We start from the raw sequence: 19,476 nt of genomic DNA, 5'->3' as shown, positions 1-19,476 counted from the left end.
ACCTTTGGATTTATTGTAAAAGTTTTAGAACATTTTGTTGCACAGCATTTGCTTGGCTCATAGCATAAGATCCACTTTGAGCTAGGATGTTATACTTAGAAAAATTCGCACTTTCTGCTGCAAAGTCTACATCTCTGATAGTAGATTCGGCTGATTTAATATTTACTTGAGTAACACTAATGTTATTAAGTGTAGCTGTGATTTGATTTTGCACAGCACCAATGTCAGCTCTGATAGCATCAAGATTTGCTGTAGCAGTTTCAACTATATCCATCATAGCCATAGCACCTTTAAGCGTAGTAACACCTGGAGCTTGATCTCTAGCAGCTATTTGACCTTGAGTTCCTGTAGCAATAAATGCAGCAAATTGAGAAGATCCATCACCTTTTGCACTAAAACCAAATGCGACAGAAAATGCTGTTACAAAAGCAAGATTTCCTTCATATAATGCAGACATATCTTTACCACTACCTACAGAATACCCTGAACCCGCACTCATACCACTACCAGTAGAGCTCATAAAAGCAGAAATAGTTGCGAAAGTAACCACCATTTTACCGCCACCTTTGTAAGCATTAAAGCCCATAGCATCGGCTACATGAGTGTCTATCCTGCCTTTTGATTCTCTTAAAGATACAGAAGCTTGAGATATCATATCAGCTGTGCCCATACCTATAGTAGAAAGATTAGATCCTGATATTAATATATCTTTACCATCATTTTTTACTAATGATAAGCGACCAAAGTTTTTATAATCATCTTTTAAAACACCAGAACCAGGTCCCATATCTCCAGTTATTTCTATACCTCTACCATCTCTTGAATTAAGCACTAATCTACCATTAGCATCTCTTGAAGCTTCGATCCCAGTGCTGTCTTTAACTGAGTTTATAGCAGCTATCAAGGCTCCATTTTGATCACTATCTTGATATTCTATTCTACCTATTTTAACCCCATTAATAGCAAAATCATCGCTTGTAACCCCGGCTTTTATAGGGCCAACACCAGTGGTTTCAACTAAAAAACTTGCTCTTACTCCAGTTACATCAGCTACTCTGTTAATCTCTTCAGCTAAGGCACCCATACCAGTACCTACTGATGATGAGATTACTACAGGTTGGAATTTAAAATCATCCACACCATTGTAGTTTTTAATAGTTAGTTGAGCTACACCGCTACTATGAGACATAGAACCTGTTTCAAATCTAGTAACACCGATTTTACTTGATTGGGTTGGTCCTATGCTAGCTTTTATAGTTTGATTTGATTGAGCGCCGATTTGAAATTCTTGATTTGTAAAACCACCGCTTAAAAGTTGCTTACCATTAAAAGCTGTAGTGTTTGCGATATTATCAAGTTCTTCCATCAAACGGTTAATATCAGCTTGAAGCATGTTTCTTGTCTTAGTGCTTTGTCCATCTTGAGCAGCTTGAGTTGCTTTTACTTTGATAGTATCTAAAATTTTAAGTTGCTCATCCATAGCTTTATCAGCTGTTTGTAAAATACCTATAGCATCATTACCATTGTTAATTGCTTGACCTAGAGTTGCTGCTTGAGATCTTAAGCTATCTGCAATAGCCATACCAGAAGCATCATCTGCAGCTGAGTTGATTCTAAGACCTGAACTAAGTCTAGATAGAGATTTATCTAACTCTCTTGCAGTGATAGTTGAATTTGCATGCGCATTCATTGCGCCTATATTGGTGTTTATTCTAAAACCCATTTTAAATCCTTTCAATAAATTGCTTGAAAAGATTTAAAGCAAAAAGTATTCCAAAAATAAAAAGAAAAAACGCCTTGTTTTCAAGGCGTTTGGGAAATTAGACTATTGTAATAATCTCATTACATTTTGTTGCACAGCATTTGCTTGACTCATAGCATAAGATCCACTTTGAGCTAGGATGTTATACTTAGCAAAGTTTGCACTCTCAGCCGCAAAATCAACATCTCTAATGTTTGATTCAGCTGATTTAATATTTACTTGAGTTACACTAATGTTATTTAGTGTAGCTGTGATTTGATTTTGAACCGCACCTAAATCTGCTCTGATTTGATCAAGATTAGTAATAGCAGTTTCAGCTATATCCATAACGGCCATAGCACCTTTTAGTGTGGTAACTCCAGCTTGTTGATCTTTGGCAGCTATTTGACCTTGAGTTCCTGTAGCAATAAATGCAGCAAATTGAGAGGTTCCATCACCTTTTGCACTAAAACCAAATGCGACAGAAAACGCTGTTACAAAAGCAAGATTTCCTTCATATAATGCAGACATATCTTTACCGCTACCTACAGAATACCCTGAACCCGCACTCATACCACTACCAGCAGAGCTCATAAAAGCAGAAATAGTTGCGAAAGTAACCACCATTTTACCGCCACCTTTGTAAGCATTAAAGCCCATAGCATCGGCTACATGGGTGTCGATATTTCCTTTTGATTCTCTTAAAGATATAGAAGCTTGTGATATCATATCAGCTGTGCCCATACCTATAGCAGAAAGATTAGATCCTGATATTAAGATATCTTTACCATCATTTTTTACTAATGATAAGCGACCAAAGTTTTTATAATCATCTTTTAAAATACCTGCACCAGGTCCCATGCTACCAGTGATTTCTATACCTCTACCATCTCTTGAGTTAAGCACTAATCTACCATTAGCATCTTTAGAAGCTTCAACTCCAGTTGTATCTTTTACTGAGTTAATAGCTGAAATTAAGGCTCCATTTTCATCACCATCTTTATATTCAACTTCACCAATTCTTACACCATTGATAGTAAAATCTTGTGAAGTTTTATCAGCTTTTATAGATCCAGCTCCAGTAGTTTGAACCAAGAAATTAGCTCTAACTCCTGTGATATCAGAAACTCTGTTAATCTCTTCAGCTAAAGCACCCATACCAGTACCTACTGATGATGAGATTACTACAGGTTGGAATTTAAAATCATCTATACCATTATAGTTTTTAATAGTTAGTTGAGCTACACCACTACTATGAGACATAGAACCTGTTTCAAATCTAGTAACACCGATTTTACTTGATTGGGTCGCACCTATGCTAGCTTGGATGGTTTGATTTGATTGAGCACCGATTTGGAAGCTTTGATTAGTAAAACCACCACTTAAAAGTTGTTTACCATTAAATGCTGTAGTGTTTGCGATATTATCAAGTTCTTCCATCAAACGGTTAATGTCAGCTTGAAGCATGTTTCTTGTCTTAGTGCTTTGTCCATCTTGAGCAGCTTGAGTTGCTTTTACTTTGATAGTATCTAAGATTTTAAGTTGCTCATCCATAGCTTTATCAGCTGTTTGTAAAATACCTAAAGCATCATTACCATTATTTATAGCTTGACCTAAAGTATTAGCTTGAGATCTTAAGCTATCTGCAATAGCCATACCAGAAGCATCATCTGCAGCTGAGTTGATTCTAAGACCTGAACTAAGTCTAGATAAAGAACTATCTAATGCTCTTGAGTTTAAATTTGCGTTGTTTTGAGCATTTAAAGATGCCACATTAGTATTTATACGAAATCCCATTTTAAATCCTTTTAAATAAATTCAACCACTTCCATGCAGTTGTTAAAAGCTATATCGAAAAAAAATAAAAATAATTTATACTTTTAAGATATTTTTATATTGCTTAATGGCTAAATCCAAATTTTCTAAAGATATTGAACAAATTTCTAAAAAGATTTCTAAAAAATCTTTAAAGTGTAAATTTGCATTTTGTGGTTCTTGATAATATTTCATATTAAATAATCCTTTATAATAAAATAAAGGCTTATACATAGTACTTTGAAAGATATAAGAATTATTTATCGACTCATTAAAATGTAAAACATCCTCTTCTACTTGCATGTGGTTTTTTTCTTCTAGAATTTGTATAAGATTTTGTGCTTTTTCATGCAATAACAAAAGCTCATTATGTTCTTTTTGAATTTGTTCTAAAACTTTTTTCAATAATTTTTCTTGTCTATTAACACTTAATGGATTTGGCAAAATATATGATTTTTTATAATCTTTTAATTTTTCTAAAATTTCTTTAAAAGAAATTTCAATAGTATAATCAATAAAAGCTCCACCCTCTGTGGCATTATAAAAATTTATTTGAGAATTTGAAAGAAATATTACTTCTAATCTTTTTCTAAATTCATCCCAAGCTATATTAGTTTCAACTAGAGTTTTTTTACCATAAGATAAAACTTTCTTTTTATTTATAGAATGCTCGATTGATTCTACAGGGGTGAAATTAAAAACATCATAGTCTGCATGAGATTTTCCATCATCACCATATGCTAAATCTTGCCCTATTATAATCACATTTTTAAATTTTAAAGCTATAGCAAGATTATAAGCAAAATGTGCTACGTTTAATCCTATATCTAAATAACCAAAATCATTCAAATGAAATTTTTCTTGATAATCTAAATTTTGTAAGATAAAAAATTTATTTTGTTCTTGATCAAATTTAGCTCTTAATTTTTCATTAATACAAGCACTAAAAGCTAAAACTGGCTTTTTAAATTCATTTTTAGGTAAATTCTCATAAAAACAAATCCATTTTTCTTCATGCACATCCATAGTAAAAACAAAATCAGGATAAATATCATTTTTCAGCAAGGTTTTATAGGTTGCATCTACAGCAAAAATTACAAAATTTTCTTGATATTTTTTTAAAAGTTCAAGTTGTTTATTTAAAGATGGCCCTGCACAAACTACTATAACACTTTTGTTTTTTGTCTTATTTTCATAGATAAATCTAGCGAAGGGTGAATTTTGAAATACTGCTGGCAAATTTAATAAAAATTGTTTATAGATTTTACTATCCATTTTAAAGCTTACATCAACATTGCCAACCACTCTAGCAATAGCATCAATACACATTTTATAAGCAAAATCAAACATTGGGCTTTGATCATAAAACTCACTATAAGGCAAAAGCTTAAAAAGCCCTAAATACTCAAAACATTCATTTTGTGAAAAAAGCAAACAAAGATATTCTTCTAGCCTTTTTTCTTCTACATCACAAAGATATATTTTTCCGCTTGAAAGTTCTTGACTTAAATCCATCTTACTTAAAACATTTGCAAAAAACTCAACCTTATCAAATATAAATATATGTTTATTGATAAGTTTTTTTAAAAAAAGTCCATCTCCAATGCCACAAAAAAATATATTTGGCATCATTAAATCATCTTTTGATGGTACAAAGGGTGTTTGGCTTGGAAAGATGTCGATAAAATCTTGTTTTAAAGATAGAATTTTTTCTTGTAAGGGTTTGTTAGTAAATTCTAAAGCTTGTAAATTTTTTTGCAAAAACATTATATATCCTATGAAATTAAATTATAGAAAATTATAACATTAATTATATTTTATTTAAAAACCCATCTAAGCAAAAAATTTAACTTTTTTTTATACACTTCTAGCAATTTTTATATTTTTAAGGTAATAAATGAAAAACTTAATAATAGTAGAATCACCAGCTAAAGCAAAAACTATAGGAAATTTTTTAGGAAAAGATTATGAAGTAATAGCCTCTAAAGGTCATATTAGAGATTTGCCAAAAAGTAGTTTTGGTATAAAAATAGAAGATGAAAATTTCAAACCAGAATATAGAATTTCAAGCGATCATTCTACTTTAGTAAAAGAATTAAAAGAAAAAGCAAAAAATGCAAAACAAATCTATCTTGCAACCGATGAGGATCGCGAAGGAGAAGCTATAGCTTATCACATAGCAAAAGCTATAAATAAAGATGAAAATTCATTACCTAGGATAGTTTTTCATGAAATTACAAAATCAGCTATAGAAAATGCACTAAATAATCCAAGACATCTTGATATAAATAGCGTTAATGCCCAACAAGCTAGACGCTTGCTTGATCGCATTGTAGGATATAAATTAAGCCCTTTACTCAATCAAAAAATTCAAAAAGGTCTAAGTGCAGGCCGTGTTCAAAGTGCAGCATTAAAAATCATAGTAGATAGAGAAAGAGAAATTAAAGCTTTTACTCCTTTAAAGTATTTTAGTATCGATGTAATTTTTAAAAAAGATTTAGAAGCTGAATTGGTAGAATTTCAAGGCCAAAAAATAGAAAAACTTACCATAACTAACGAAGATAGAGCAAAATTAATCTTTGAAGCTTGCAAAAATGCTAAATTTAAAATAAATAACATAGAAAGCAAAGATAGAAAAATAACCCCACCACCACCTTTTATGACTTCTACTTTGCAACAAAGCGCTAGTAATCGCTTGGGATTTAACCCTAAAAAAACTATGATGATAGCTCAAAAGCTTTATGAAGGTGTAAAAACTCATGAAGGTATTATGGGTGTAATCACTTATATGAGAACTGATAGTTTAAATATAGCCAAAGAAGCATTAGAGCAAGTAAGAAAACTTATAAAAGATGAATTTGGAAAAGAATATTTACCAGCTAAAGCAAACATTTATGCCACAAAAGCCAAAGGCGCTCAAGAAGCACATGAGGCTATAAGACCTACAAATTTAAGCTTTACTCCTAAACTTGCAAATGAATTTTTAGACAAAGATGAGGCAAAGCTTTATACGCTAATTTATAATCGCTTCATAGCTAGTCAAATGCAAGCAGCAATTTCTCAAAGTCAAAATGTTTTTGTAAGCTCTAATGATGCTATTTTTAAAATTAGTGGTAGAAAAATTTTATTTGATGGACATTATAAAGCTTATGGAGATATGGATAAAGACAAAATCTTACCTTTACTAAATTTAAATGATGAATTAAATATTCAAGATATACAATTAAATTCCCATTTTACAGAGCCACCTTCTAGATATTCTGAAGCTGGACTTGTAAAAAAACTTGAAAATTTAGGCATAGGACGCCCTTCTACTTATGCTCCAACTATTTCTTTACTTAGCGCAAGAGATTATGTGCGTATAGATAAAAAACAACTTATCCCAAATGAAATAGCATTTAATGTGATAGAAGTTTTAGAACAAAATTTTAGCGATATAGTAGATAGTGATTTTACCTTTAAAATGGAAGAATCTTTAGATGAGATAGCAGAAGGAAAGCTTGATTGGCAAGAGCTTTTAAGAGAATTTTACTTTCCTTTTATGAGAAAAATTGATGAGGGTAAAAAAAATATAAAAAGCCAAAAAACTATTACAAAAATAGATGAAACTTGTCCTGATTGTGGTGGTGAGCTTGCTATAAGAAAAGGAAGATATGGAGAATTTATAGCATGTTTAAATTTTCCAAAATGTAAATATTCAAGAAATTTAAAACAAGAAAATAAAAACGAAGAAAAAACTCAAGCCAAACAAGTAAATTCCATAGGATTAACTTGCCCAGAGTGTAAAAAAGGTGAGATAGTAGAGCGTTTTTCTAAGCGTGGTAAATTTTATGGATGTAGTGCTTATCCAAAATGTAATTTTATAAGCAAATACAAGCCGAGTGAAGAAAAATGCGAAGAATGTGGTGAAAATTTAATAATTAAAGAATTAAAAAAAGGCACATTTTTAGAATGCTTAAAATGTAAAATCAAAAAGGAAATCTAATGCAAATTATGCTTTGTGCTATATCTAATATAGCAAGTGGAGGGTGCGGTGAGGACTGCAAATATTGCACCCAAAGCGCTCATGTGAAAACAAATATCAACAAATATAAAAGAAAAGATATAGATCAAATTGTTTTAGAAGCTAAAATGGCTAAAAAAAATGAGGCTTTGGGATTTTGTTTAGTCACAGCAGGCGCTGGACTTGATGATGAAAAACTTGAGTATGTGTGTAAAGTAGCTCACGCAGTGCAAAAAGAAGTAGAAGGGCTTTTACTTATAGCTTGCAATGGTATAGCCAATTTAGAACAACTCAAAGAATTAAAAAAAGCAGGAATTTTTTCTTATAATCATAATCTAGAAACTTCCAAAGAATTTTTCCCAAACATTTGCTCTACGCATACTTGGGAACAAAGATTTCAAACTAATCTTTATGCTAAAGAAGTAGGTTTAATGCTTTGCTGTGGTGGAATTTATGGTCTTGGAGAAAGCGAAGCTGATAGAAAAAGTTTTAGAGCTAGTTTAAAAGAACTTGATCCTTTTTCCTCGCCTATTAATTTTTTCATACCAAATGAAAATTTAAAACTCAAACAAGCTTTACTTGATCCTGATGAGGCGTTAAATATCATCAAAGACACTAAAAAAGACTTACCAAATGCACATATCATGGTAGCAGGTGGTAGAGAGGTAGTGTTAAAAGAAAGACAATATGAAATTTTTGACGCAGGAGCTAGTGCTATAGTAGTAGGTGATTATCTTACAACTAAAGGCGAAGAACCTAGCAAAGACATACAAAAACTAAAACAAATGGGATTTAGCTTTGCTAGCTCATGCCATTGATGCTCAAGCTGCTACGGATTTAAAAATTTTATTAGTCGTAGCAGGGTGTTTGCTAACTTCACCTTATATTGCTAAATTTTTAAAACTCCCGCTTTCAGCCACTGAAATTATGCTTGGCTCTTTTATAGGATTTTTGGGTTTTATAGGAGAAAGTGAGAATTTTAAGCTTTTAGCTAATGCGGGGTTTTATTATCTTATGTTTATTGCGGGTATGGAGATTAATCTTAAAACCTTTTTAAATACAGAAAGAAGCTTACTTAATAAATCTTTTATCTACATCATACTTTTATATGCTTTTAGCGTTTTAGCAGTTGAAAGCGTGGACATTTCTTATATTTTTGTCATTATTATACCTATAATGAGCGTTGGCTTGCTTTCTACTTTGTATAGAGATTTTGGTAAAAATTGTGATTGGTTAAATATTTCTATGATAGTTGCCACACTAGCAGAAGTAGTAAGTATAGTTTTATTAACCATCACAGCAGCTTTTTTAGGACAAGGAAAAGACATTTTTTCCTTAACACAAAATTTATTATATCTTGTGGGATTTTTAGCACTTTGTATATTTGGATTTAAATTTTTAGAAGTGCTTTTTTGGTGGTATCCGCAACTTAAAACCATACTTATGCCTTGGCAAGATCAAAATGAAAAAGACATAAGATTTTGTATGGCCATTTTCATAGCCATAGTTGCGATTATGATTTATTTTAAACTTGAAGTTGCACTTGGGGCTTTTATAGCAGGTTCATTCATAGCTACTTTTTTTGATCATAAAAAAGACTTAGAGCATAAACTTTCTAGTTTTGGTTATGGTTTTTTAATACCTATATTTTTCATCTATATAGGCTCAAGTTTTAAACTCCAAATGCTTTTAAACCCTCAAGTTTTACTCATAGCTTTTTCGCTAACTGCCTTTATGATAGGACTAAGAATACTTTGTGCTATGACTTTTATAAAAATACTTGGTTTAAAAAATACCTTTTTATTTGGCCTAAGCCATTCTATGCCACTAACCTTACTCATCGCAGTGGCTACGCTTTCTTACCAAACTAATATCATCACTCAAGATATATACTCAGGATTAGTGCTTACTGCTTTGCTTGAAGCAATTTTAGCTATTAGTTTGATAAAATTTATCAATAATCTTAGTAGAAAATAATTCTACTAAGTATTTATATAAAATTGCTATACTTTTTTTATGAAAAATTTAGACGCACTTTTAGAATTAGCTTTAAAAGCAGGCAAGGAAGCCTCAAAAGTATTGCTTGAATATAAAGATAAAAATACCTTGTGGCTTAAAGACGATGATTCTCCAGTAGGTTTGGCTGATATAAAGTCTAATGAAGCTATTAGTGAGATTTTGACTTCAAGCGATATAGCTATATGCTCTGAAGAAAACATACTTTCTTATGAAGAAAGAAAAAATTTAGAGTATTTTTGGCTTATAGATCCTCTTGATGGCACTAAATCTTATGCTAAAAAAGATAAAGAATATTGTGTTTTAATCGCATTAATCCATAAAAATACCCCTATGCTTTCACTCATAGGCGATGTGGAAAATAATGCATACTATTATGCACATGCTCATACTAAAGTCTATAAAAATAATGAAATTTTAAATCTTAGTTTAGAGCAATATGAAAAGGTTAAAAATATAGCCCTTTACTCTAAAAATCATGATAATAATGAAGATTTTTTCATTCAAAATAAACTAGAGGGCATTAAGGTTTCATCTGCTTTGAAATTTGTGTATTTGCTTGAAGCAAAAGCTGGAATTTACCCGCGTTTTGGTGGCCCAAAAGCTTGGGATATAGCTGCGGGAGATTTTTTGGTCAAACAAAATGGTGGAATAATGCAAGATTTTGATAAAAAAGCTTTAAATTATAATAGTCCTGATTTTAAACTTCCAAGTTTTATAGCCTTTGCTAAGGATGAATTTAAATTAAAAGGTTTTTAGTGAGATTTTTTTTAATATTTTTTTGTTTTTTAAGTGCTATTTATGCTAACTCTTTTGCAAATAAAAAAATTATAAAATTAAAAAATAACGATGATTTTAATATCATCAATCTTGAACAAAATATAAATTATGACAAACTCTCACATATTAGCATCTTAGCTTTAGTACCAAGCTATGAAAAAGAATATAATTTTTATTTTTCAAATTTAAAAATCGATGCTAAAAGCATGGCAAAAGATACGCTAAAAGCATTAAGTGCTATTTTAAATGAGCAAAATAATTTTGCCTTGCTTAGTCAAAAAGAAAATCAAACTTATATCAATAGTCAAAATATCTTGCAAACAAATAAAAATTTCATCAATGCAAGTGAGTTTTTAGAATTTAATCGTTTTAAAAAGGCTGATTTTATTATTTTGCTAGATTTAAAAAGCATTCAAGCAAGCCAACAAAATTTCTTGCTTTTTTCCAATTTTGAAGTCAAAGCCGACATAGAGTATAAGCTTTTTAATGCTAAAACAAAAAAATTAAAAGATCATAAAATTCTTACTATCAATACTCAATTTAGCACAAATGATAAAAATAAATCTTATCAAGAATTAGTCCAAGAAATAGCTAAAATTGTTTATGAAGATATCAAAAATACTATATAATCACCACTTCTTCTTCTAAAAAAATCCCAAAATCTTCAAAAACTCTTTTTTTAGCAAGCTCTATTAAAAACATAGCATCATCAAAACTAGCATGTTTTTTATTAATCAAAAAATTCGCATGTTCATTACTAAACATCGCATCATTTTTATTAAAACCCTTTAAACCAACTGCTTCTATCAACCTTCCTGCATGATCGTTTTTGGGATTTTTAAAAATAGATCCAAAACTAGCACCTTTGGGTTGATTTTTTCTTGCATTTTTTAAAAGCTCATCTTTAACTGGGTCAAATCCATATTCTAAAAAAAACTTTGCGCTAAACATTACTTCTTTAATAGGATTAAACCTATAAGCAAATGCGATATCTTGTTTTAAAATTTCTTGATTAAAAGTACAAATACTAATTAAGTTTTTACTAATATCCTCATTTTTTAATCCTGCATTCATTTTTAAAATTCCACCCAAAGTTCCTGGGATATTTCTTAAAAACTCAAAGCCTTTTAAATTGTTTTCTTTGGCAAAATGATACATTTTAAAAGATTTCACACTAGAGCCTATCTCTAAAAACATGCCTTTTTCATTTTGCTCTAAAATTTTAATATAATCAAATTTTTTCCCTAAAATTCCTAATTTTTTGGGTTCTGGAGAGATTAAAAGATTATTTGCCCCGCCTATTAAAAAACCATCAAATTCGCAAGGCTCTTCAAGCACTTGTACTTCAAAGCTCTCACCTATACGCACAGAAGAATATTTAGAAAAATCGATAATCATCGAATAAAGCTTGGAATTTGATTTAAGATATTCGTTGTAAAATCAATCATAGAGCTTATCATCCAAGGCATTAAAAATACTATCACCACAACAACAAGTAAAATTTTTGGCACAAAAGAAAGCGTAGCTTCATTAATTTGTGTTACAGCTTGAAAAATACTTATTATAAGCCCTGCAATAAGCCCTGCTAAAAGCATAGGCAAAGAAAGCATAAGTGTGATTTTAAAAGTTTGTACACCCAAGGCCACTAAAGTACTTTCCATATTTACTCCTTAAAATTCAAATTCTATCAAGAATTTCTAAATTCTTCATACTCACTAGGTATAAGATAATCTTTGCTTTTAATTAATTTCTCATAAAATCCATGATTAAACCCAAGCTCAAAAAGCTTATCTATAGCTTCATATTGCTTATCATTCATATTTATAGAGTTTTTATTTGCGTATAAATTTAAATACACATCAAGTTTTTGCGCATCAACGCGTATTAAATTACGCTCTAAAAGCATGGAAGCTAGAATTTTTCTGTTATTATCTGCTACTTCTACTGCTTTAATCAAATCTTTTTCAACCGCTATAGCATCATTAAGCGGTAAAGATCTTCTAAGTGCCATACCACCCAAAGGTAAAGGCAAGTCATCTTTGGCTAATTCTTGCCAAATATCCCAAAGTTCAGCCTCAACACATAAATCATCATTAAATTCTAAAATACTCTCATGTATTAAAACACCAGCATCAACTTCATCTTCTAAAACAGCCTTTTCAATCTCTAAAAAATTCTTATAAATTATCCTAGCTTGAGGGTATTTTATGCGAAAGATTAAAGCATTAGTAGTGTGTACTCCACTTAAAGCAACCTTAAAATTTGGCTTTAATTTTTTATCTTTTTTCTTAATAAGCTTTGGCCCATAGCCCTCGCCAAAGCTCACAGCAGTTTTTAAAAGAGCATATTCACTAGCTATTAAAGGATAAAGCGCAAAAGATATCGCGCTAACATCATATATATTTTGCAAGGCTAATTCGTTTAAAGTTTGTATATCTAAAGCTGTATTTTCATACTTATAAGCATTTCCAACCCAACCAAATTTAATCGCCATATACATAAAAATATCATCAGCATCAGGAGAGTGCGCTACACTAATTTTTTTATTCATTTTTTTCCTTGAAAAATTTAAAAAAGTATTTTAGCAAAATTCAAAATAAAAACTTATATTAAATTTCTTTTTGATACAATTTTAAACATATTATAAAAGGATTAACAAGCATGGATGATAATAAAAGAAAATCACTTGATGCAGCCTTAAAAAGTCTTGATAAAACCTTTGGAAAAGGTACTATTTTAAGACTTGGCGATAAAGAAGTTGAAAAAATTGATTCTATTCCTACAGGTTCGGTTGGACTGGATTTAGCTTTAGGAATTGGCGGGGTTCCAAAAGGAAGAATTATAGAAATTTATGGACCTGAAAGTTCAGGTAAAACCACACTTACCTTACACATCATAGCAGAATGTCAAAAAAAAGGCGGAGTTTGTGCGTTTATAGATGCTGAGCATGCTCTTGATGTAAAATATGCGAAAAATTTGGGTGTAGATACAGAAAATCTTTACATCTCTCAACCTGATTTTGGTGAGCAAGCTTTAGAGATTGTTGAAACTATAGCAAGAAGTGGGGCTATTGATTTAATAGTAGTAGATAGTGTGGCCGCACTTACTCCAAAAGCTGAAATAGAAGGCGATATGGGAGATCAACATGTAGGTCTTCAAGCAAGATTAATGAGCCAAGCTTTAAGAAAATTAACCGGAATAGTGCATAAAATGAACACAACGGTGATTTTTATCAATCAAATTCGTATGAAAATAGGTATGATGGGTTATGGCACTCCAGAAACTACAACAGGTGGTAATGCACTTAAATTTTACTCTTCAGTGCGTTTAGATGTTAGAAAAACCGCTACTTTAAAACAAAACGATGAGCCTATTGGAAACCGCGTTAAAGTAAAAGTAGCCAAAAACAAAGTCGCACCTCCATTTAAACAAGCTGAATTTGATGTGATGTTTGGAGAGGGTGTTAGCCGTGAGGGCGAGTTAATAGATTATGGTGTGAAACTTGATATTATCGATAAAAGTGGTGCGTGGTTTTCTTATAAAGCTTCTAAACTTGGTCAAGGTAGAGAAAATGCTAAAGCCTTTTTGAAAGAAAATCCAGCTATTGCAGATGAAATCACTCAAGCTATACAAAATTCCATTGGCATTGATAGCATGATTTTAGGTGCAAAAGAAGATGATGAGGGAGAAGAATAATGCTAATTATTGAAGATTTAAGAGCTTTTGAAGTTTTAGATAGTAGAGGCAATCCTACCATAAAAGCTGAAATTATGCTAAGTGATGGAAGCATGGGTAGTGCTATAGTTCCAAGCGGAGCAAGCACAGGAAAAAAAGAAGCTTTAGAACTTAGAGATAATAATGAAAGATTTGGTGGCAAAGGCGTTTTAAAAGCTATAGAAAATATCAATGGCACAATAGCTGAAAACATCATTGGGCTTGATGCGTTTAATCAAACTCAACTAGATAACACTCTTTTAGAGCTTGATGGAACTAAAAATTATTCAAATTTAGGTGCCAATGCAACTTTAGGAATTTCTATGGCTACAGCACGCGCAGCTGCTAATGCCCTAGGAATACCTTTATATAGATATTTAGGTGGGGCAAATGCAAGTGTATTGCCTGTACCAATGTGTAATATCATAAATGGTGGTGCTCATGCAAATAATAATGTAGATTTTCAAGAATTTATGATTATGCCTTTTGGTTTTTCAAGCTTTAAAGAGGGCTTAAGATCAGTTTGTGAAATTTATGCAATATTAAAAAAAGAATTAGCCGCTTTAGGCCACTCTACAGCTTTAGGAGATGAGGGTGGTTTTGCTCCAAATTTAGCAAATAACACAGAACCTCTTGATCTTTTAATGACTTGTATTAAAAAAGCAGGCTATGAAAATAAAATCAAACTAGCGCTAGATGTAGCAAGTAGCGAGCTTTATAAAGATGGTAAATACCACTTAGAAGGTAAAGTTTTCTCAAATGAAGATTTAATCGCTCGTTATGAAGAATTATGTGCTAAGTACCCTATTTTTAGCATTGAAGATGGCTTAGCTGAAGATGATTATGAAGGATGGATTAAGCTTACTCAAAAACTTGGTAATAAAATTCAACTTGTGGGTGATGATTTATTTGTAACTAATGAAGATATTTTAAGAGAGGGAATTTTAAAAAATATGGCAAATGCTGTATTAATTAAACCTAATCAAATAGGAACTATCACTCAAACTATGAGAACAGTAAGATTAGCTCATAGAAATAATTATAAATGCATTATGAGCCATAGAAGCGGCGAAAGCGAAGATGCATTTATAGCTGATTTTGCAGTAGCATTAAATACAGGGCAAATTAAAACAGGAGCTCTAGCAAGAGGCGAAAGAACTGCAAAATATAATCGTTTATTAGAAATTGAACTTGATAATGATGAGTACTTAGGAGATAAACTCTGAGCGATTTATTAAAAGAGTATGATGAGCATTCTAAAAAAAAGGAGGCTCGTCATCATCTAATAAAAACTATTGCATTATCATTTGTAGCTATTATCGTTGCTATGTATTTTGGTAATATGTTTTTTGGTAAATCTTCACTAGATGTGCTACTAACACTTAAAGAAGAACAAAAAATTTTAGAAAAAAACATAATGACTTTAAAAGCTAAAAATGCTCAAGCTCAAAAAGAATATTTGCAACTTTTAAGACTTAAGGGAGAAAATTCACATGAGAATTAAATTTTTTATATTGTTTTTACTTACTTGTGTATTTTTAAATGCAAAAGACAATCCTTTTGATAACAATATAGAACAAAAAAATGCCGAATTTGCAAAACTTAGCCCTTTCCAAAGGCAAGATTTTAACTTTAATTCTGATGCGAGAATTTTAAAAAATATTACCATTACTTATGTCAACCTTGATGGCTCTGAAGAACAAACCACTTTGGATATATACAAAAGCATTAACTGGCATGATACCTATTCATTTATAAAAACTAAAAGTCCAAATGCCACGCCTATACTTGATGTATCTGTAACCGTACCACAAAAACAAGGAAATAAAAACTCAAAAACAGAAGAAAATAACACTACTTTAAACATAGAAACACCACTTTTTAGTGGAAATATTTATAATTTTATTTCTCTTGGTTTTTACAATAACAAAATCAATATCAAAACCCAAGATAAAATACTAAGACATCTATCTATAGGAGATCCTACTAAAATCATTATAGATTTTGCTAAAAAACAAAATTTTAATACCAAAACACTGCAAGTTAATACAGCACAAGTTAGAAAAGTTGTATTTGGTTCGCATAAAGGGTATTATCGTTTGGTAATATATCTTGATGGAAAATATAGTTATAAGTATTCTCAAGGTGAAAATTTACATACCTTTAACTACCGCTAAGAGTTTTTAAACTCTTAAGCAAATCTATGATCATAAATAATCATTTGAAATCTTTGAGCTATCATTCTAGCTCTTTCTATAATGATATTTCTTGGCTCGTCTTCAAAAACTTCTTGCAAACTCTCATCAAATAAATTAAGCCAAATATCAAAAAATTCTCTTGGAAATGGAGGTAATTCATGATGAGCTCTCAAAGGTGAACCACTATAACTTGGATCAGCTAAAAACATCCCAGCCCAAAAGCTTGCTATTTTTTCTTTATGTTTTTTCCAACTCTCATCGTCTGTACCGATTTTTTCATTAAAAATAGGTCCTAAATCTTTGTCCACTCTAACCTTTGCATAAAAAACATCCATAAGTTTTTTTATACCTTCATGATTAATAGTTTCAAATTTCATGCTTTTCCTTAAAAATAATTTTTACTTATTGTATTAAATTTAGAAATTAAAAATATAAACAAAAGTCAATTTTTAGTATAATTTTAAAAACAAAATTAAAGAAAAACTATGACTTATACTATTTTACCACCTAATCAATTCTTAGATGATTATGTCTTAAATGTGCAATTACATCAATTAGCAAATATCTCTAAAAATGCTTATAAATTTTGGAAAAATGCTCAAGCAGCGCGCTATCAAGGCACAAGAGTAATTTTTTTACATAAAAAAAGTATTTTAACAAAATATCAAGACCTCATAAAAGAATGTGAAAATTTAAGTGGCTATGTATTAGCTAGTGCATTTTGTTCTTTTACAACGCTTGCTCCATCACATTTAGTAGAAAAAAATAATTCTCAAATTTATAAAATCTTAGATATAAAAGAAGTATGTGGGATTAAATTTGTAAATTTAAAGGCATTTTACGATCTTTTAAAGCTAGATTATAATTATAATATTTACATCGAAAAATGCCATTTTTTTAGCCCTACTCCTTTGGAAAAGCGTATTAAAATCACTGAGAGTATGTGCGTTGGGTATTACTAAGATATTTAAACATCAAAGCAGAAAAAAGCGAGATTATAGCCATAGCTAGCATATAAAATCCCAAAGAAAAACGAGCAATATTTTCTAAATTTGCCAAAGCAATGGTGTGCAAAAATAAAGCAAGTTGCGGGGTAAAACCACCAGCTAATGCATAAGCTATATTGTATGAAAAACTAAGTCCTGAAAATTTAATCTTAGCATCAAATACTTCACTCATCATTAAAGGACAAAAATTCATCACTCCAGCAAAAAAACAAGCGCTTAAATAATACACACTCACTGTATTAAAATCAGGTATTTTAATATAAAGAGCATTAAAATAAAACAAGCAAGTTAAGAAAAATCCTAATGAAAAAATCACACAAGCTTTTACTATGCCTATTTTATCAGCCAAAATTCCACTTAATATACAACCAATTACAAGCACAATTATACCAAGCATTTGCATATAAGCTTGAACGCTTGCATCAATACTTAACATTTTTGCCATAAAAGAAGGTATGATTAAAATCATCACAACAATACAAGCAGTTAAAACCCAAGTTATTAACATAGAAAGTACTATGCCTAGCTTAGCCTTTTTAAACACTTCTTTTAAAGGAAATTTTTCTAAGGCTTTGTCTTTTTTCATTTGCTCAAAAACAGGAGTTTCTCTTAAAAATTTACGCAAATAAGCAGAAATGATCCCAAAAATTCCACCCAAGAAAAATGGAATTCTCCAAGCCCACTCATAAAGCTCTTCTTGTGTATAAAGTTTATTCATCATCAAAAACACAAAACTACCAAGTAAAATTCCACCTACCACAGAAGCTGTTAAAATTCCAAGATAAGTGCGTTTTTGACCCTTTGGAGCATGCTCAAATACAAAAACCCAAGCACCAGGCAATTCCCCGCCTATAGCTATGCCTTGACAAACTCTTACAAACACCAAAAATACTATACATAAATACCCTATACTTTCATAAGCAGGTATAAAAGCAAGCATAAAAGTTGGCACAACCATCAGTAAAATACTAAGCATAAACATTTTCTTGCGGCCAAATTTATCGCCAAAATGAGCCATAACTATACCACCAAGTGGTCTAGCTAAATATCCTGCAGCAAAAATTCCATAAGTATTAAACATTTGCCAAAATGGGCTTAAATTTTCAGGAAAGAAATTTTTAGAAATATAACTTGCAAAAAATACAAAAATGATAAAATCATAAAATTCTAAAGTCCCTCCTAAAGATGAAAGACCTAAAACTTTTATATCTTTTTTACTAAGATTTTTACTCACTCTTAATCCATCTCATAAGTATCATCATCATTATAATCATCATCGTATTCATAATCATCATCATCATAATTATACGATCTTTGATTATTTGCATAAGTATCATCATCTGTTTCATCATACATTTCATCATCGTAATTTTCAAATTCTTCATCATCATAAGCCATTGCAAATCCTTTAAAATTTTTTAGTAGTATTTTAATATAAAAATATACATTTTGGTATAATTTTTCAAACTTTACTTAAGGAAAAATATGAATTTAACACATTTAGATGAAAAAAATCATCCCAAAATGGTAGATGTAAGTCAAAAAAATATCACCCAAAGAGAAGCTTGTGCAAGCGGTAAAATATACATGAGCAAAGAAGCATTTGAAGCTATAATAACAAACACTGCAAAAAAAGGACCTGTATTGCAAACTGCTATTACAGCAGCTATCATGGGAGCTAAGCAAACTTCAAATCTTATCCCAATGTGTCATCCTTTGATGATTTCAAAAGTACAAACCCATATAGAAGAAAACAAAGAAGAATGTTCTTTTAAACTTTTTGTGACCGTAAAATGTGAAGGAAAAACCGGAGTTGAAATGGAAAGCTTAACCGCTGTTAGCATTGGGCTTTTAACTATTTATGATATGATCAAAGCTATTGATAAAAGTATGCAAATTACTGATATAGTTTTAGAAAGTAAAGAAGGAGGTAAAAGTGGTAAATATCTGCGATCTTAAAAAAGAGCCTATTATAAATTACCCTACTTTTTGGGATTACAAAGTTGTTTTTGAAGCTGATGTTGATGCTTTAGAAGTTTTTACTCAAATACTCAATGAAAGAGAATTTAAATACAAAATCTCAAATACTAGCAAACAAGGTACATATAAAAGCTATCTTTTAAGTGTTTATGTAGACAGCAAAAGTGATCGTTTAAATATTTTTAATCAATTAAAAAATAAAGCCAAATTTGTACTATAAAA

At 30.7% G+C, this 19,476-nt stretch carries 21 protein-coding genes; 12 read left to right on the top strand and 9 right to left on the bottom strand.

All coding sequences use genetic code 11. The features are described from left to right. Positions 1–10 precede the first annotated feature (10 nt). The 3 genes from CLLT_RS00830 to CLLT_RS00820 form a co-directional block, all read right to left on the bottom strand. Complete coding sequence (locus tag CLLT_RS00830) at positions 11–1,723, bottom strand: flagellin A (RefSeq protein WP_115613972.1); 1,713 nt, start codon at positions 1,721–1,723, stop codon at positions 11–13. Between the two features lie 102 nt (positions 1,724–1,825). Next, positions 1,826–3,538, bottom strand: coding sequence for a flagellin A (locus tag CLLT_RS00825; protein WP_115613971.1), 1,713 nt, complete (start codon positions 3,536–3,538; stop codon positions 1,826–1,828). 75 nt (positions 3,539–3,613) lie between these two features. Then, positions 3,614–5,323, bottom strand: a complete 1,710-nt coding sequence (locus tag CLLT_RS00820) for a motility associated factor glycosyltransferase family protein (RefSeq protein WP_074693056.1) — start codon at positions 5,321–5,323, stop codon at positions 3,614–3,616. 130 nt (positions 5,324–5,453) lie between these two features. Here CLLT_RS00820 and topA point away from each other — a divergent pair, with 130 nt between their 5' ends. The 5 genes from topA to CLLT_RS00795 are packed head-to-tail and all read left to right on the top strand — an operon-like array spanning position 5,454 to position 10,984. Further along, entirely contained in the window at positions 5,454–7,541 is a 2,088-nt protein-coding gene (topA, locus tag CLLT_RS00815; RefSeq protein WP_074693055.1) for a type I DNA topoisomerase, read from the top strand. Then, entirely contained in the window at positions 7,541–8,377 is an 837-nt protein-coding gene (locus tag CLLT_RS00810) for a biotin synthase (protein ID WP_012660908.1), read from the top strand. The genes topA and CLLT_RS00810 overlap by 1 nt, the downstream gene beginning before the upstream one ends. Next, positions 8,358–9,536 carry a cation:proton antiporter gene (locus CLLT_RS00805; RefSeq protein ID WP_074693053.1) on the top strand — a complete coding sequence of 393 codons (1,179 nt, stop codon included), beginning with the start codon at positions 8,358–8,360 and terminating at the stop codon, positions 9,534–9,536. The genes CLLT_RS00810 and CLLT_RS00805 overlap by 20 nt, the downstream gene beginning before the upstream one ends. 39 nt (positions 9,537–9,575) lie before the next feature. After that, positions 9,576–10,334, top strand: a complete 759-nt coding sequence (locus CLLT_RS00800; protein WP_074693052.1) for a 3'(2'),5'-bisphosphate nucleotidase CysQ family protein — start codon at positions 9,576–9,578, stop codon at positions 10,332–10,334. Beyond that, positions 10,334–10,984 (top strand): hypothetical protein, encoded by a 651-nt coding sequence (locus tag CLLT_RS00795; protein WP_070255483.1) that lies wholly within the window; start codon positions 10,334–10,336, stop codon positions 10,982–10,984. The genes CLLT_RS00800 and CLLT_RS00795 overlap by 1 nt, the downstream gene beginning before the upstream one ends. Here the strand turns inward: CLLT_RS00795 and CLLT_RS00790 are convergent. Genes CLLT_RS00790 through CLLT_RS00780 form a run of 3 tightly spaced genes read right to left on the bottom strand, consistent with a single transcriptional unit; the run spans position 10,977 to position 12,906 of the window. Beyond that, entirely contained in the window at positions 10,977–11,753 is a 777-nt protein-coding gene (locus CLLT_RS00790) for a UDP-N-acetylmuramate dehydrogenase (RefSeq protein ID WP_012660904.1), read from the bottom strand. The genes CLLT_RS00795 and CLLT_RS00790 overlap by 8 nt on opposite strands. Further along, positions 11,750–12,016: a flagellar biosynthesis protein FliQ gene (gene fliQ / locus CLLT_RS00785; protein WP_012660903.1), complete on the bottom strand. Its 267-nt coding sequence runs from the start codon at positions 12,014–12,016 to the stop codon at positions 11,750–11,752. Before fliQ ends, CLLT_RS00790 begins: the two co-directional genes overlap by 4 nt. 26 nt (positions 12,017–12,042) lie before the next feature. After that, entirely contained in the window at positions 12,043–12,906 is an 864-nt protein-coding gene (locus tag CLLT_RS00780; RefSeq protein ID WP_012660902.1) for a menaquinone biosynthesis family protein, read from the bottom strand. A 110-nt stretch (positions 12,907–13,016) separates the two neighbouring features. Between CLLT_RS00780 and recA the strand changes: the two genes are divergently transcribed. From recA to CLLT_RS00760, 4 genes are all read left to right on the top strand, one after another. Further along, on the top strand, positions 13,017–14,051 hold the full coding sequence (gene recA, locus CLLT_RS00775; protein WP_012660901.1) for a recombinase RecA: 1,035 nt from the start codon (positions 13,017–13,019) through the stop codon (positions 14,049–14,051). After that, a complete protein-coding gene (gene eno / locus CLLT_RS00770; protein ID WP_074693050.1) occupies positions 14,051–15,295 on the top strand; it encodes a phosphopyruvate hydratase in 1,245 nt (414 codons plus the stop codon). Before recA ends, eno begins: the two co-directional genes overlap by 1 nt. 116 nt (positions 15,296–15,411) lie before the next feature. Further along, complete coding sequence (locus CLLT_RS00765; protein WP_163197158.1) at positions 15,412–15,573, top strand: hypothetical protein; 162 nt, start codon at positions 15,412–15,414, stop codon at positions 15,571–15,573. After that, complete coding sequence (locus tag CLLT_RS00760) at positions 15,563–16,246, top strand: AMIN domain-containing protein (protein ID WP_012660898.1); 684 nt, start codon at positions 15,563–15,565, stop codon at positions 16,244–16,246. The genes CLLT_RS00765 and CLLT_RS00760 overlap by 11 nt, the downstream gene beginning before the upstream one ends. 14 nt (positions 16,247–16,260) lie before the next feature. Here CLLT_RS00760 and CLLT_RS00755 read toward each other — a convergent pair whose 3' ends face one another. Further along, complete coding sequence (locus CLLT_RS00755; RefSeq protein ID WP_074693048.1) at positions 16,261–16,644, bottom strand: group III truncated hemoglobin; 384 nt, start codon at positions 16,642–16,644, stop codon at positions 16,261–16,263. Between the two features lie 108 nt (positions 16,645–16,752). On the opposite strand from CLLT_RS00755, the gene cheQ reads away from it, so the two are divergent. Next, positions 16,753–17,229 (top strand): cheVAW transcriptional regulator CheQ, encoded by a 477-nt coding sequence (gene cheQ, locus CLLT_RS00750; protein ID WP_074693047.1) that lies wholly within the window; start codon positions 16,753–16,755, stop codon positions 17,227–17,229. Here cheQ and CLLT_RS00745 read toward each other — a convergent pair. Both CLLT_RS00745 and CLLT_RS00740 read right to left on the bottom strand, forming a co-directional pair. Further along, positions 17,198–18,508: an MFS transporter gene (locus tag CLLT_RS00745; RefSeq protein ID WP_074693045.1), complete on the bottom strand. Its 1,311-nt coding sequence runs from the start codon at positions 18,506–18,508 to the stop codon at positions 17,198–17,200. The two genes, cheQ and CLLT_RS00745, sit on opposite strands and share 32 nt — an antisense overlap. A gap of 2 nt (positions 18,509–18,510) precedes the next feature. Beyond that, entirely contained in the window at positions 18,511–18,672 is a 162-nt protein-coding gene (locus tag CLLT_RS00740; protein WP_012660894.1) for a highly acidic protein, read from the bottom strand. Between the two features lie 87 nt (positions 18,673–18,759). Between CLLT_RS00740 and moaC the strand changes: the two genes are divergently transcribed. After that, the gene (moaC, locus tag CLLT_RS00735; RefSeq protein ID WP_012660893.1) at positions 18,760–19,233 is read left to right on the top strand and encodes a cyclic pyranopterin monophosphate synthase MoaC; all 474 of its coding nucleotides are present in this window, start codon (positions 18,760–18,762) and stop codon (positions 19,231–19,233) included. Beyond that, positions 19,211–19,474 carry an HP0495 family protein gene (locus CLLT_RS00730; protein ID WP_012660892.1) on the top strand — a complete coding sequence of 88 codons (264 nt, stop codon included), beginning with the start codon at positions 19,211–19,213 and terminating at the stop codon, positions 19,472–19,474. The genes moaC and CLLT_RS00730 overlap by 23 nt, the downstream gene beginning before the upstream one ends. Positions 19,475–19,476 lie beyond the last annotated feature (2 nt).

Source organism: Campylobacter lari subsp. lari (assembly GCF_013372185.1).
GTDB classification, from domain to species: Bacteria; Campylobacterota; Campylobacteria; order Campylobacterales; family Campylobacteraceae; genus Campylobacter_D; species Campylobacter_D lari.
Note: the sequence above shows the minus strand (reverse complement) of the source record. Positions and strands in the feature narration are given on the sequence as shown.